Source organism: Citrobacter farmeri (genome assembly GCF_019048065.1).
In the GTDB taxonomy this organism is placed as follows: Bacteria; Pseudomonadota; Gammaproteobacteria; order Enterobacterales; family Enterobacteriaceae; genus Citrobacter_A; species Citrobacter_A farmeri.
This window is the reverse complement of sequence record NZ_CP077291.1, coordinates 1,100,696-1,114,906: the sequence shown is the minus strand read 5'-3', so window position 1 is coordinate 1,114,906 and position 14,211 is coordinate 1,100,696. Positions and strand designations below refer to the sequence as shown.

Annotated in this window: 14 protein-coding genes; 9 read left to right on the top strand and 5 right to left on the bottom strand. The window is 53.5% G+C overall.

What is annotated here, in order from left to right; translation table 11 throughout:
* Positions 1-215 precede the first annotated feature (215 nt).
* Positions 216-1,739, bottom strand: a complete 1,524-nt coding sequence (locus I6L53_RS05240) for an EAL domain-containing protein (RefSeq protein ID WP_042325984.1) — start codon at positions 1,737-1,739, stop codon at positions 216-218.
* A gap of 271 nt (positions 1,740-2,010) precedes the next feature.
* Between I6L53_RS05240 and I6L53_RS05235 the strand changes: the two genes are divergently transcribed.
* Positions 2,011-2,367 (top strand): hypothetical protein, encoded by a 357-nt coding sequence (locus I6L53_RS05235; RefSeq protein WP_042325986.1) that lies wholly within the window; start codon positions 2,011-2,013, stop codon positions 2,365-2,367.
* Positions 2,368-2,477: 110 nt separating this feature from the next.
* Here I6L53_RS05235 and I6L53_RS05230 read toward each other — a convergent pair whose 3' ends face one another.
* On the bottom strand, positions 2,478-3,965 hold the full coding sequence (locus I6L53_RS05230; RefSeq protein WP_232231118.1) for an alpha/beta hydrolase: 1,488 nt from the start codon (positions 3,963-3,965) through the stop codon (positions 2,478-2,480).
* A 279-nt stretch (positions 3,966-4,244) separates the two neighbouring features.
* Between I6L53_RS05230 and glaH the strand changes: the two genes are divergently transcribed.
* The 6 genes from glaH to csiR all read left to right on the top strand — a co-directional run bounded on the left by glaH (position 4,245) and on the right by csiR (position 11,554).
* Positions 4,245-5,222: a glutarate dioxygenase GlaH gene (gene glaH, locus I6L53_RS05225; RefSeq protein WP_042325990.1), complete on the top strand. Its 978-nt coding sequence runs from the start codon at positions 4,245-4,247 to the stop codon at positions 5,220-5,222.
* Between the two features lie 18 nt (positions 5,223-5,240).
* Entirely contained in the window at positions 5,241-6,509 is a 1,269-nt protein-coding gene (gene lhgO / locus I6L53_RS05220; RefSeq protein WP_042325992.1) for an L-2-hydroxyglutarate oxidase, read from the top strand.
* Positions 6,510-6,532: 23 nt separating this feature from the next.
* Positions 6,533-7,981: an NADP-dependent succinate-semialdehyde dehydrogenase gene (gabD, locus tag I6L53_RS05215; protein ID WP_042325995.1), complete on the top strand. Its 1,449-nt coding sequence runs from the start codon at positions 6,533-6,535 to the stop codon at positions 7,979-7,981.
* A 25-nt stretch (positions 7,982-8,006) separates the two neighbouring features.
* Positions 8,007-9,290, top strand: coding sequence for a 4-aminobutyrate--2-oxoglutarate transaminase (gene gabT / locus I6L53_RS05210; RefSeq protein ID WP_042325998.1), 1,284 nt, complete (start codon positions 8,007-8,009; stop codon positions 9,288-9,290).
* Between the two features lie 125 nt (positions 9,291-9,415).
* A complete protein-coding gene (gene gabP, locus I6L53_RS05205) occupies positions 9,416-10,816 on the top strand; it encodes a GABA permease (protein WP_042326000.1) in 1,401 nt (466 codons plus the stop codon).
* 45 nt (positions 10,817-10,861) lie between these two features.
* Positions 10,862-11,554, top strand: a complete 693-nt coding sequence (gene csiR / locus I6L53_RS05200) for a DNA-binding transcriptional regulator CsiR (protein ID WP_042326002.1) — start codon at positions 10,862-10,864, stop codon at positions 11,552-11,554.
* A 6-nt stretch (positions 11,555-11,560) separates the two neighbouring features.
* On the opposite strand, the gene lysM is transcribed toward csiR, so the two are convergent.
* Together lysM and I6L53_RS05190 are read right to left on the bottom strand one after the other, a co-directional pair.
* On the bottom strand, positions 11,561-12,010 hold the full coding sequence (lysM, locus tag I6L53_RS05195; protein ID WP_042326048.1) for a peptidoglycan-binding protein LysM: 450 nt from the start codon (positions 12,008-12,010) through the stop codon (positions 11,561-11,563).
* 123 nt (positions 12,011-12,133) lie between these two features.
* A complete protein-coding gene (locus I6L53_RS05190; protein ID WP_042326004.1) occupies positions 12,134-12,304 on the bottom strand; it encodes a YqaE/Pmp3 family membrane protein in 171 nt (56 codons plus the stop codon).
* 181 nt (positions 12,305-12,485) lie between these two features.
* Between I6L53_RS05190 and I6L53_RS05185 the strand changes: the two genes are divergently transcribed.
* On the top strand, positions 12,486-12,785 hold the full coding sequence (locus I6L53_RS05185; RefSeq protein ID WP_042326007.1) for an ArsR/SmtB family transcription factor: 300 nt from the start codon (positions 12,486-12,488) through the stop codon (positions 12,783-12,785).
* Between the two features lie 9 nt (positions 12,786-12,794).
* On the top strand, positions 12,795-13,322 hold the full coding sequence (locus I6L53_RS05180) for a rhodanese family protein (protein WP_042326010.1): 528 nt from the start codon (positions 12,795-12,797) through the stop codon (positions 13,320-13,322).
* A gap of 56 nt (positions 13,323-13,378) precedes the next feature.
* On the opposite strand, the gene stpA is transcribed toward I6L53_RS05180, so the two are convergent.
* Complete coding sequence (gene stpA, locus I6L53_RS05175; RefSeq protein ID WP_042326012.1) at positions 13,379-13,780, bottom strand: DNA-binding protein StpA; 402 nt, start codon at positions 13,778-13,780, stop codon at positions 13,379-13,381.
* Positions 13,781-14,211 lie beyond the last annotated feature (431 nt).

The window sequence follows — 14,211 nt, the reverse complement described above, 5'->3', positions numbered from 1 at the left end:
TGCGGCGCCCGGCTCCCCTGAGTAAAGCGCTATATGCCACGCACGAACCGCGTCAACGTTTTTATACGGAAAAGGAATAAAGAATAGAGATAACAGCACCTATCGCATTGATATTAAATACTCATCTTAAAAATGCGCTTCTAATATCAGGAGGTATCATCAGATATGCTGGATATTAACGCTCTATATTGCCCCAGTAATAAAATTCAGTCCGGTCACTCGACTCTTACCTTTACATTAGGTTTTGATAAGAGAATTTTTATCAGCTCAGTGAAGTTGACCGGTTTAAAGAAATAGTAACCCTGCTGGAAGGTAATATCGTTACGGTTCAGATAGTCAACCTGCTCTTTCGTTTCCACCCCTTCGGCAACAATACTTAATGACAGTTTTCGCGCCAGATCCAGCACACAATCCAGGATCCGGGTTGAATCCTCTTCGCTGTTAACCCGCGCAACAAAGCTTTGATCGATCTTGATATAGTCAATGTGCAAATCGTGAAGGTATGAAAGCCCCGAATATCCGGTACCAAAATCATCGAGCGCGATAACAAAACCATTTTCATGAAGAACATTAAGCGTTTGTACCAGATGTTCATCAACATGCAACGGCTCGCGCTCCGTCACCTCAATAACCAGATTCAGATCTTTTCTTTTGAAACTTTCCTTATATTTCAGACATTCTGCTACAAATGACGGAGAAGAGATATGAGAGGCGCTAAAGTTTATTCCGACATGAAAACCTTCCGGTAGTTTGCTGGCAATCGCGTTCATATTTGCAGCAACCTGTCTCATCAATCCCTGGGTAAGCGGTATAATCAGCCCCGATTTTTCGGCAACCGGGATAAAGGAGGCCGGAGAGATATATCCCGCAGTGGGGTGTTTCCATCTTGCCAGTACTTCTACCCCTCGCAGTGTTCCTTCTCTGCCGTTCACCACCGGCTGGTAAAAAGGAATAATCTCTCCTTTATTTATGGCCCTGCGCAGCGTTTCTTCCGGAGTGGTGCTTCTGTTCAAATACCGTTCGAGAGCATACCCTGCGAGACACGATATCAACACAATAAATACCACTATCCCCATTCCCTGACTGATGAGTCTGTGTAAACTCAATAGCGGAGGTTGGTTATATCTTACCGCGAAGGGAAAATGATCAGACTTTACGTAGCCAATATTCCGGTCTGACTCACTCACCTTAACCACGTCCCCCGACAATCCCAGAACCGCGTTCCCGACCATAAGCGCGTAGCTCACCCCTTTCAGCGGCGTACGCAATGTGTCGCGAATATGTTGATCGCTGATGGTGACCACAATTCGCTTTTCGGCGAACGGCGTCTGGTACAAAAGCACTGGTCGCCTGTTGACGGTATATTTTGCCGACGTGAGCAACAGTTTGCTTTCGGGAACCGCCGGAAGATTCGTAAGCAACATGCGATTACCCGGTAACGATGAACACCAAATCTCTCCCTGGCGAAAGATAAAGATCGTTCTGAGATGGGGCTGTAACGCCGCCTCCATGCCAAGTAGATACTGGTTTTCCTGGTCACAGCCTTTCAATACGACATGACTGGCCGTACGGGTGGCATGACTCGCTTCATCAAGAATGACATTGAGATCACTCACGACATACCGCGCACCCGCAAGGCTGTCAGCCCTGGTCGAATACCAGAGCTGCGCGTTAAGAATTAAAACGCCAAAAACAAAGAGCAACACGGCAACGAGGATGGGGAGAAGAGTGTTACGCATTGTCAGCCCCGGGCGAGAGATGAGTTATTATTTTGTCGTTTACACGCTTAACGTCGCGAGTCTAAAAAGCATGGTAGAAAGAACGATAATTAACCATAGTCGCCGCGATATTTATTTCTCAGCGTTGAGTTAATTCTGTGTGGCGTGAGCCTGGCGCAACGCATGGAAAGAAAACGATATTTCCCGCTTACAGTTTTTTCCTAAAGCCAGCGCTTCGTTCAGCTGCCATGATTAATCACGCTAATAACGAATAATGTTAAGCGAGGATATTATGAAAAAGACCATGATCGCATTATCTGCACTTCTGCTGGCTTCACCTGTTTTTGCTGCAACCACACACGCAACGGATAATGATGTGGCTGCCGCACATGAAAATGCGAATACCGCAAAAGAAAAACTGCACCAGGCGCAGAATCAGGGCGAAGAGCAACGACTGAAAGCAAAACATACCGCCGAAGGTAAAAGCGATAGTCTGAGCAGCAAAGTCAGTGAAGGTTCGCAAAAAACATGGAATAAAACCAAAGAAGGCACCGAGAAAGGCTGGAATGCCACTAAAGAAGGGACTGAAAAGGGCTGGAATAAGACCAAAGAAGGCGCCGCCGCCGTTGAGAAAAAAATCAGCGAGTAATCCTGCCCTCATCAATGAAAAAGCCGCTTACGCGGCTTTTTGCTTTTTACCCGTTTACCAGGCTGAACTTACCCGCTGTATTTCATCCCCCTGAGGGGCGATAAAACACGTTAACGATGCCCTCCGACAACCGCCTCAATCCGTTTCTGCATATAGGGAAAGAACGGATTTGAGGTGACACGCATTAAGGTATCCAGCCCTACCAGCAGCGTGGAGGTCTCTCCACGCAGCGCAATCGTGCCAATGCTCAGCCCATAGCGATTTAACACATCCGGCTGCAACCCATACAAAGAATCGGTCAGTGGAAATGGCACCGCCACATGCGAGAGCGAATACATCTCCTGCGGCCAGGCTTCCCGTAACGGCTGAATCTGCACGTCGCGCGTTCCGGCAAGTGTGTCACGCGCCACCACGGCCAGTGTTTCCGCCGTGGCGTTGGTCACCACCGTCGTGCGATAAGCACGCGGTACAGACGGCAACAGCGTCGCAGCGGCGGTATAAGACGCACTACGCAGCAGTGGTCGCAGGTTAGCGGCCTGATTGATATCAAACAATACCAGTTCGCTGCCGTTTGGCCCCAGATAGCGATAAAACGACGCCATCACTGCCTGAGTGCTGACGGTAGAATCCATCACCGACTGGAAGGTCAGCACCGGCGGCATGTCGTGAAGTCGCTTATTCTGCGCATCCTGAACGATTTGCTGCTGTAGCGCTTTGGTCAACAGATAAGACTGCCGCGCCGCATTCACCGGGAACGAATTGTATTTGAAGGGATTATACTCCGGCGTGACGTTAAGCCATGCGGCTTTGGCAAAGGCCGGGAACAGCGCCGGCAGTCCCGCCAGTCCGGCAAAACGGGCGAATGACGTGACGCCAATCATCGGCGACAGCAGTACCACCTGACGCGGGCGTCGCAGTGCAGTGTCGTCCAGACTGTCCAACGTATATTTCAGCGCCAGCGCCCCGCCGTTAGAGTAACCCACCAGATGCAGCGGCACTTCAGGACCCGCCAGTCGCGTCGCCTCACGAACCGCCAGACGCGCCGCGGCCATCCACGCTTCCCAGTTGACCGCCGTTAACGCACCTGGCGCGGTACCGTGTCCAGGCAGGCGCGGCACCACGGCGATGAATCCCTGCTGCTGGTAGATCTGTGCTAAATATTTCAGGCTGTAGGGAGAATCGGTCAGGCCGTGCAGCATCACGGCAACACCGCGCGGTTTGCCTTGCGGCATCAGTACGAATGAGCGGTTTCCGTTGGGGGTGAATTGCGCCGGATAAACCCGACTGCCTGACCAGAAACGGTTGATCGGCGTCTGCTCATCCGGGTGCAGTTTATCACTCACCTGTTTTTGCAGATCGGCAAACAGCGCCTCTTCTCGCGCCTGATACTGCGCAAACGTGGCGTTGTCCAGCTCCGCCGCGCTCATCTCATTCCCGTGCCAGGTGTGCCAGGGATGAAGATCCGGTCCACTTTCTGTCTGATATACCCGCACGCCCAGGAAAACAATCAGTACCACCAGCAGCGTCAGCACCACGTGTTTAACCAGCACCAACAGGCCGGAACTCACCCACTTCACCCGACGAAAGAGGTTTTTAATCAACATGTTTATCCCGAGCCTCGCGCATCAGACGTACCGCAACCGGCGTTAGTGTAGGCTAACCTGCGGACTCCTCAACCTTTTCCGCTCTTTTCTCCCGGAATGTCTTTTCTTATCCCTGCATTTAGTAATGTTAAATATTTGTTGTTTTTGATCACAAAAAAGAAACAAAAAGTTCATTTTGTGCGCGTTTATCAAAAATGTAGATATTTTTAATTTATGGCTACGAAATGAGCTTCGCCATGTCTCCCTGACCATCTACTGAGAGGATCGATTCTGATGAATGCACTGACTGCCGTTAAACCGAATGCTGAGGATCCAGGCCAATACGACAATGGGTTTACGCTGAAACCGTCAGCCCAGTCTCCGCGTCTGCTGGAGCTAACCTTTTCCGCCCGGACAACGGAACACTTTCTCCAGCAGGTCGCGCAGTGGCCGGTGCAGGCACTGGAATATAAATCGTTCCTGCGCTTCAAAGTGGGCAAGATCCTCGACGATCTGTGCGACAACCAACTGCAGCCGCTGCTGCTGAAAACGCTGCTCGATCGCGCTGAGGGTGCGTTACTGATCAATGCGGAAGGCATCAATGACGTGGCGCAGGCTGACGAGATGGTCAAACTGGCAACGGCGGTGGCGCATCTGGTTGGACGCTCCAACTTTGATGCCATGAGTGGTCAGTACTATGCGCGCTTCGTGGTGAAAAATGTCGATAACTCAGACAGCTATCTGCGCCAGCCGCATCGCGTAATGGAGTTGCATAACGACGGCACCTACGTCGAAGAGATCACCGATTACGTGCTGATGATGAAGATCGACGAGCAGAATATGACCGGCGGCAACTCGTTGCTGCTGCATCTCGACGACTGGGAGCATCTCGACAAGTACTTCAGCCATCCCCTGGCTCGTCGTCCGATGCGTTTCGCCGCGCCGCCCAGTAAGAACGTCAGTCATGATGTGTTCCACCCGGTGTTTGACGTCGATCAGCAGGGACGCCCGGTCATGCGCTACATCGACCAGTTCGTACAACCAAAAGATTTTGAGGAAGGCGTCTGGCTGAGCGACCTGTCCGATGCGCTGGAAACCAGCAAAAGCATCCTGTCCGTTCCGGTATCGGTGGGTAAATTCCTGCTGATTAACAACCTGTTCTGGCTGCACGGTCGCGATCGCTTTACGTCGCATCCAGACCTGCGCCGCGAACTGATGCGCCAGCGCGGCTACTTCGCTTATTCCACCCACCACTACCAGACTCACCAGTAAGCGTGAAGGAACAAGCGGATGTATGATTTTGTGATTATTGGCGGCGGCATTATTGGCATGTCGACCGCCATGCAGTTAATTGAGGTTTATCCGGACGCCCGTATTGCGCTACTGGAAAAAGAGTCCGGCCCGGCCTGTCATCAGACGGGCCACAACAGCGGCGTGATCCATGCCGGGGTCTATTACACCCCTGGCAGCCTTAAAGCGCAGTTTTGTCTCGCCGGCAACCGGGCGACCAAAGCCTTTTGCGATCAAAACGGCATCCGCTACGACACCTGCGGCAAGATGCTGGTTGCCACCACTGAGCAGGAAATGGAACGGATGCGCGCCCTGTGGGATCGCACCGCGGCCAACGGCTTAGAACGCGAGTGGTTGAATGCGCGGGAGCTGCGCGAGCGCGAACCGAACATTACCGGACTCGGTGGCATTTTTGTGCCGTCCAGCGGGATTGTCAGCTACCGTGACGTGGCGGCGGCGATGGCGAAAATTTTTCAGGCCAGAGGCGGTGAGATTATCTACAACGCCGACGTCAGCGCCCTGAAAGAGCACGCCACGGGCGTCGTGGTACATACCCGCCAGGGACAGGAATTTACTGGCGCAACGCTGGTTACCTGCTCTGGACTGATGGCCGACCGACTGGTGAAAATGCTCGGCATCGAACCGGGTTTTATCATCTGCCCGTTCCGTGGCGAATACTTCCGTCTGGCAGCGGAGCACAACCAGATCGTCAACCATCTGATCTACCCGATTCCCGATCCAGCAATGCCATTTCTCGGAGTTCATCTTACCCGCATGATCGACGGCAGCGTCACGGTCGGGCCGAACGCCGTGCTGGCATTGAAGCGCGAAGGCTATCGCAAGCGCGACTTTTCACTCAGCGACACACTGGAGATGCTCGGATCTGCCGGCATTCGTCGGGTCCTGCAAAACAACCTGCGTGCAGGTCTTGGCGAAATGAAAAACTCGCTGTGCAAAAGTGGCTATCTGCGGCTGGTGCAGAAGTACTGCCCGAGCCTGACGCTAAACGATCTGCAACCGTGGCCCGCTGGCGTCCGCGCGCAGGCGGTCTCGCCGGACGGCAAGCTGATCGACGATTTTCTGTTTGTCACCACCCCGCGCTCGATCCACACCTGCAATGCCCCCTCCCCGGCGGCGACGTCGGCGATCCCCATCGGCGCGCACATCGTCAGCCAGGTACAAACGCTGCTGGCAAACCAGAGCAATCCCGGACGCACGCTGCGTGCGGCACGTAGCGTGGACACCTTACACGCCGCCTTCACCCGTTAACTTTTTTAAGACAGGAAGCCATCATGCAACTAAACGATCCGACGTTGTTCCGTCAGCAGGCCTTGATCGACGGCCAGTGGCGCGATGCCGATAGCGGCGAAGTCATTGCGGTGACCAACCCGGCCAACGGCGAGACGCTGGGCAGCGTGCCAAAAATGGGCCGCGCGGAAACCCGCGAAGCCATTGAGGCCGCTAACCGCGCGCTACCCGCCTGGCGTGACCTTACCGCCAAAGAGCGGGCAAATATTCTGCGCCGCTGGTTCAATCTGATGCTGGAACATCAGGACGATCTCGCCCGTCTGATGACCCTGGAACAGGGTAAGCCGCTGGCGGAAGCCAAAGGAGAAATCAGCTATGCCGCCTCCTTTATTGAGTGGTTTGCCGAAGAGGGTAAACGTATCTACGGCGACACCATTCCCGGACACCAGGCCGACAAACGCCTGATCGTCATTAAGCAGCCCATTGGCATCACTGCCGCCATTACGCCATGGAACTTCCCTTCGGCGATGATCACCCGCAAAGCGGGTCCGGCACTGGCGGCAGGCTGCACGATGGTGCTGAAACCCGCCAGCCAGACGCCGTTCTCCGCGCTGGCGCTGGCAGAACTGGCAAACCGCGCCGGGATCCCGGCGGGCGTTTTCAGCGTCGTCACCGGTTCGGCGGGCGCGGTCGGTAACGAACTGACCAGCAACCCACTGGTGCGCAAACTGTCGTTCACCGGCTCGACGGAGATTGGCCGCCAGTTGATGGAACAATGCGCCAAAGACATCAAAAAGATCTCCCTGGAATTAGGGGGCAACGCGCCGTTTATCGTTTTTGACGATGCCGACCTCGATAAAGCGGTGGAAGGCGCGCTGGCGTCAAAGTTTCGCAATGCCGGGCAGACCTGCGTCTGCGCCAACCGTCTGTATGTACAGGACGGCGTTTACGAAAGCTTTGCTGAGAAATTGCAGCAGGCGGTAAACAAACTGCACCTCGGTGACGGTCTGGCCCCCGACGTCACCACCGGTCCGCTGATCGATGAGAAAGCGGTCGCCAAAGTGCAGGAGCACATTGCCGATGCGCTGGAAAAAGGAGCCCGCGTGATTAGCGGCGGAACACCACACGCGCTGGGCGGCAATTTCTTCCAGCCGACCATTCTGGTAGACGTACCCGACAACGCGAAGGTCGCCAAAGAAGAGACCTTCGGCCCGCTGGCGCCACTGTTCCGCTTTACCGATGAAGCCGACGTCATCAGACAGGCCAATGATACTGAATTTGGTCTGGCGGCCTATTTCTATGCCCGTGATTTAAGCCGCGTCTTTCGCGTTGGTGAGGCGCTGGAGTACGGCATTGTCGGCATCAACACCGGCATTATCTCGAACGAAGTCGCGCCGTTTGGCGGGATCAAAGCCTCCGGTCTTGGCCGTGAAGGTTCCAAATATGGCATCGAAGATTACTTAGAAATCAAATATCTGTGCATCGGCCTTTAATAAAAAATCGACTGGAGAACACCTGATGAGCACCAATAACGAATTAATGCAGCGTCGTAGTAATGCCGTTCCACGCGGCGTAGGACAGATCCACCCAATTTTTGCCGAGCGTGCGGAAAACTGTCGGGTCTGGGATGTAGAAGGCCGCGAATTTCTGGATTTTGCTGGCGGCATCGCGGTGCTGAACACGGGACACCTGCACCCACAGATCGTCTCGGCGGTCGAAGAACAGTTGAAAAAGCTGTCTCATACCTGCTTTCAGGTATTGGCCTACGAGCCATATCTGCAGCTTTGCGAAATCATGAACCAGAAGGTGCCTGGCGACTTCGCCAAGAAAACGCTGCTGGTCACCACCGGTTCTGAAGCGGTGGAAAACGCGGTGAAGATCGCGCGCGCCGCCACCAAACGGTCGGGGACCATCGCCTTTAGCGGCGCGTATCACGGTCGCACCCACTACACCCTGTCGTTGACCGGTAAAGTGAACCCGTACTCAGCCGGAATGGGGCTGATGCCGGGTCACGTCTATCGCGCCCTCTACCCGTGCGCCCTGCACGGCGTTAGTGAAGACGACGCAATCGCCAGCATTCACCGTATCTTCAAAAATGATGCTGCACCGGAAGATATTGCCGCCATCGTGATTGAACCGGTACAGGGCGAAGGCGGTTTTTACGCCGCCTCGCCAGCCTTTATGCAGCGCCTGCGTGCGATTTGCGACGAACACGGGATCATGCTGATTGCCGATGAGGTACAGAGCGGCGCAGGCCGTACCGGTACGCTGTTCGCGATGGAACAGATGGGCGTGGCGCCGGACATCACTACCTTCGCCAAATCTATCGCCGGGGGCTTCCCGTTGGCGGGGGTGACCGGACGTGCGGAGGTGATGGACGCCATCCCTCCGGGTGGGCTGGGCGGCACCTATGCCGGCAACCCGATTGCCTGTGCCGCCGCGCTGGCAGTGCTGAACATTTTCGAACAGGAAAATCTGCTGCAAAAAGCAAATGAGCTTGGCGAAACCCTGCGCAACGGCCTGCTGGCGATTGCCGAAACGCATCGTGAAATCGGCGATGTTCGTGGACTGGGGGCGATGATCGCTATCGAGCTGTTTGAAGACGGCGACCGCACCAGGCCGGATGCGAAACTGACAGCAGAGATCGTCGCTCGCGCCCGCGACAAAGGGCTGATACTGCTCTCCTGCGGGCCGTACTACAACGTGCTGCGCATCCTTGTTCCACTCACCATTGAAGATGCGCAAATCCGTCAGGGTCTGGAGATCATCGCCCAGTGCTTTGACGAGGCTAAGCAACGTTAACCCTTGCAGCCAATTGCCGGATGGCGCTTCGCTTATCCGGCCTACTGAGTCGGCGTGGTTTGTAGGCCGGATAAGGCGCAGCCGCCATCCGGCTAACGGCTCAATAACAATAAAGAGGTCATAAGATGGGGCAACTGTCGCAATCACATGATTTAGGGGGCGGGCTGAAATCACGCCACGTCACCATGCTGTCTATTGCCGGGGTTATCGGCGCAAGTCTGTTTGTAGGTTCCAGCGTGGCGATAGCCCAGGCCGGACCCGCGGTCCTGCTGGCCTATCTGTTCGCGGGGTTACTGGTCGTGATGATTATGCGGATGCTGGCCGAAATGGCCGTCGCCACGCCGGACACCGGTTCCTTTTCCACCTACGCCGATAAAGCCATCGGGCGTTGGGCGGGCTATACCATCGGCTGGCTATACTGGTGGTTCTGGGTGCTGGTGATCCCGCTTGAAGCCAACATCGCTGCGATCATCCTCAACTCCTGGGTTCCCGGCGTCCCGATCTGGCTGTTCTCGCTGGTTATCACGCTGGCGTTAACTGGCAGTAATTTGCTGAGCGTCAAAAACTACGGTGAGTTTGAGTTCTGGCTGGCGCTGTGCAAAGTGATTGCCATCCTCGCCTTTATCGCCCTCGGCGCGGCGGCGATCGGCGGCTTTTACCCTTATGCTGAAGTCAGCGGTATCTCGCGTTTGTGGGATCATGGCGGCTTTATGCCGAACGGCTTTGGTGCCGTGCTGAGCGCGATGCTGATCACCATGTTCTCATTTATGGGGGCGGAGATTGTCACTATTGCCGCCGCCGAATCCGACACGCCGGATAAACATATCGTCCGTGCCACTAACTCAGTCATCTGGCGTATTTCGATCTTCTATCTGTGCTCAATCTTTGTCGTCGTCGCCCTGATCCCGTGGAACATGCCGGGTCTGAAAGAGGTCGGCTCCTATCAATCGGTGCTGGAGCTGCTGCACATTCCGCATGCCAGGCTTATCATGGACTGTGTGATCCTGCTGTCGGTAACCAGTTGCCTGAATTCCGCGCTGTATACCGCTTCGCGGATGCTCTACTCCCTGAGCCGCCGTGGCGATGCGCCCGCTATTATGGGCAAAATCAATCGCAGCAAAACGCCTTACGTGGCAGTGCTGCTCTCGACGGGCGCAGCATTTTTAACCGTGGTCGTGAACTATTACGCCCCGGCAAAAGTGTTTAAGTTTCTGATCGACAGCTCCGGTGCCATCGCGCTGCTGGTGTATCTGGTCATCGCCGTTTCCCAGTTGCGGATGCGCAAAATCCTGCTGGCGGAAGGTGGCGAGCTCAAACTGAAGATGTGGCTCTATCCGTGGCTGACCTGGCTGGTGATTGGCTTTATCAGTTTTGTGCTGATTGTGATGCTCTTTCGTCCGGCGCAACAGCTGGAAGTCATTTCCACAGGGCTGCTGGGGCTGGGAATTATTTGTACCGTGCCGATTATGTCGCGCTGGAAAAAACTGGTATTGTGGCAAAAGACACCGCTGCAAAATACCCGTTAAATGATTTCCCGGCGCAGGCCGGGAACAAGATTCAGGAGTAAGACCATGACCGCCATTTCCCATCCGACGGCCATAGATGGATACCGCTGGCTGAAGAACGATATTATCCGCGGTATTTATCAGCCTGATGAAAAACTGCGCATGAGCTTATTAACTTCGCGTTATTCTCTTGGCGTTGGGCCGCTCAGGGAGGCGCTTTCTCATCTGGTGGCGGAACGGCTGGTCACGGTAGTGAATCAGAAAGGGTATCGGGTGGCGTCGATGTCAGAGCAGGAATTGCTCGATATTTTCGACGCCCGTGCCAATATGGAAGCGATGCTGGTGAGTCTGGCGATTGAACGCGGCAATGACGAATGGGAAGCTGAGATCCTCGCCCGCGCCCATATGCTCAGCAAGCTCGAGGCCAGCGACGCCAGCGAACACCTGCTGGATGAATGGGATTTGCGCCATCAGGCATTCCACACCGCCATCGTTGCCGGATGCGGTTCGCAGTATCTGCTGCAAATGCGCGAACGGCTGTTCGATCTCGCGGCACGCTATCGGTTTATTTGGTTGAGAAAAACGGTCTTGTCGGTTGAAATGCTGGAGGATAAACACGTTCAGCATCAGACGCTAACAGAGGCAATTCTGGCGCGCGATGCGGCACGCGCCAGTGAACTCATGCGTCAACATTTGCTGACGCCAATTCCTATTATCCAGCAGGCCATGGCCGGTACACTGCTGGCAGAAAAATCGTGACGACGCTTATTCCTCCGGAATACGCAAAACCTGGCCGGGATAAATTTTATCCGGGCTTTTAAGCATTGGCTTATTCGCCTCAAAGATTTTGTTATACAGGTTGGCATTGCCATAAACCTGTTTTGAAATAGCGCTCAGCGTATCGCCAGATTTCACTGTATAGAATTGACTCTCTGCGGCAGGCGCGTCGGTTTTAACCTGATCCTCCACGCTGGCAATCCCGGAAATATTCCCGACCGCAATCAGGATCTTTTCTTTTGCTTCCTGGCTTAATCCATCGCCTGTCACCGTTGCCTTACCATCGGCAATGTGTACATTAACCTTGTCGGCATCCGGAATACCGGTTTTATTCAGGTGGTCCTGCACCTTTTTTGCTAAATCGTCTTTATCGTGATTGCCGGTTACCGCATCCCACAGTTTTTCCCCAGCGTCTTTTACAAAGTTGAAAAGTCCCATATCCACCTCGATCATTGACAATAAACACTCACGAAGTGTAGCAGAAAGTTTCGCTTAACATTCCGATCGCGCGGTGACAGGCGTGGCCCGATAACGTCGCACTATCGGGCTGTCCCATGACGATTAAGAAAGCGTTGAAGGACGGGTTTGCACCCAGAACGCGTGAATCAGACCCGGGATATAACCCAGCAGGGTCAGAATGATATTAAGGATAAACGCCCAGCCGAACCCTTTACCCAGCAGGACGCCCAGCGGAGGCAGAACGATCGTAAAAACAATTCTCCAGAAACCCATACACACTCCAAAAAGAAAAATTACTTATTGTTTAAAAAGAGATTTTATCTCTAAGCGTAGTGAGCTTAGCGGAGATCGCCAGTCTCCTCTCGCGCTTTTACCCTCTTTTACGCTTTTTACGCTGGCATGCATTTCGCTTTTATTTTAGAATTTACTTAATTTAGCAAAACCTAAAATAACTATGAACGAACTTGAACAACTCCAGGCCAGCGCTGAACAGGCGGCGACTCTACTGAAAGCGATGAGCAACCCTAAGCGACTGCTGATCCTGTGTATGCTTTGCGGCTCACCGGGTACCAGCGCGGGAGATCTGGCGCGCGCCACTGGGCTAAGCCCGTCGGCCACCTCACAGCATCTGGCGAAAATGCGCGAAGAAGGTCTGATTGACAGCCAGCGCGACGCCCAGCGCATTCTCTATTTCATTAAAAATGCAGCGGTGAATTCACTCATTGCCACATTGAAAAACGTCTATTGTCCATAAGGAGTGAACATGACCATTGGGACGATTTCCCCACGCGACGCAAAGGCCCGTATTGAGCAAGGCGCCAGACTGATTGATATTCGCGAGGCTGACGAATACCTGCGTGAACATATTCCGCAGGCCCATCTCGCACCGTTGTCTGCCCTGGAACAGGGAGGCTTTCCAGCCAGACTGCAGGGTGAGCCAGTTATCTTTCATTGTCAGTCCGGGAAACGGACGCAAAACAATGCCGCTAAATTGCAGGCTCTTGCCGCGCCAGCAGAAGCCTTACTGTTGGAAGGGGGCATTGATGGCTGGAAAGCAGCGGGTTACCCCACCGCAGAAGATAAATCACAGCCGCTTCCGCTCATGCGCCAGGTACAAATTGCAGCAGGTGGACTGGCGTTACTGGGCGTTGTGTTGGGGTACAGCGTCAGCAGTGGCTTCTTTCTGCTCAGCGGGTTTGTGGGCGCGGGACTCCTGTTTGCCGGACTGACAGGCTTTTGCGGCATGGCGCGCCTGCTCGACAAAATGCCGTGGAACCGTCGTTCTCAATAATAGCGGGATACCATAGTGGGAAATAAGCGGTGAGGATCACCTCACCGCCCACAGAATTAGATCAGAAAGTCGTCCAGAGATTTCCCTGCTGCCAGAGCCTGGGCAATTGGTTTTGGTGTACGTCCCTGACCAGTCCAGGTTTTGCTTTGCCCATTAAGATCGGTATAGCGATATTTCGCCGGACGCGGCTGACGTTTTTTACCTGTTCGCGCGGTCGCGGCTTCACCACCAAATAACTCTTCCGGACTAATTCCGTCGGCCTTCATCAGTTCCAGCAAGGTATTAATTTTCTCCTGCTGTTCAGCACGCTGGCGCTGTAATCGTTCTTCTTCTTCACGTCTTTCTTTAGTGACGACCCTGAATTTCTCCAGCATTTCTTCAAGAACGTCAATGGAGAATTCGCGAGACATTGCGCGTAGTGTACGAATATTATTTAAGTTCTGTAACATCAAATTCATAATAATTAAAACCCTTTAACGCTCAAACAAAAGTATTACACCAGATAGTGTATTCTATTATTAGCGAATTTTCCAGACCCTAAGATATAACAGAGGGAATACCGTTCTTAAGCCGCGAGAATATAGTTAGCGTAACGCTGAATAATATTCAGACTCATTTTTTCATTCCCTGGCGAATAACTTTCATGCCGGTTCGTCGGGTATGGCGTGCGATTTTTGCCTCACCTGAAAGCGCCCCAATCAGCGCACCAACATAACTCATTGATTTTTAATCATTTAATCAATATCAGCAACAAAAACTCTATGCGGTACAAAAATCAGGCGTTCACAGAGTATTTTATCGACAAAACGCGTAAAAATAAAAACATTTATCTAGTTGATAGTTACAATGCAGCAATATACTCTATCATCAAGCGAAAACACTACGCTAA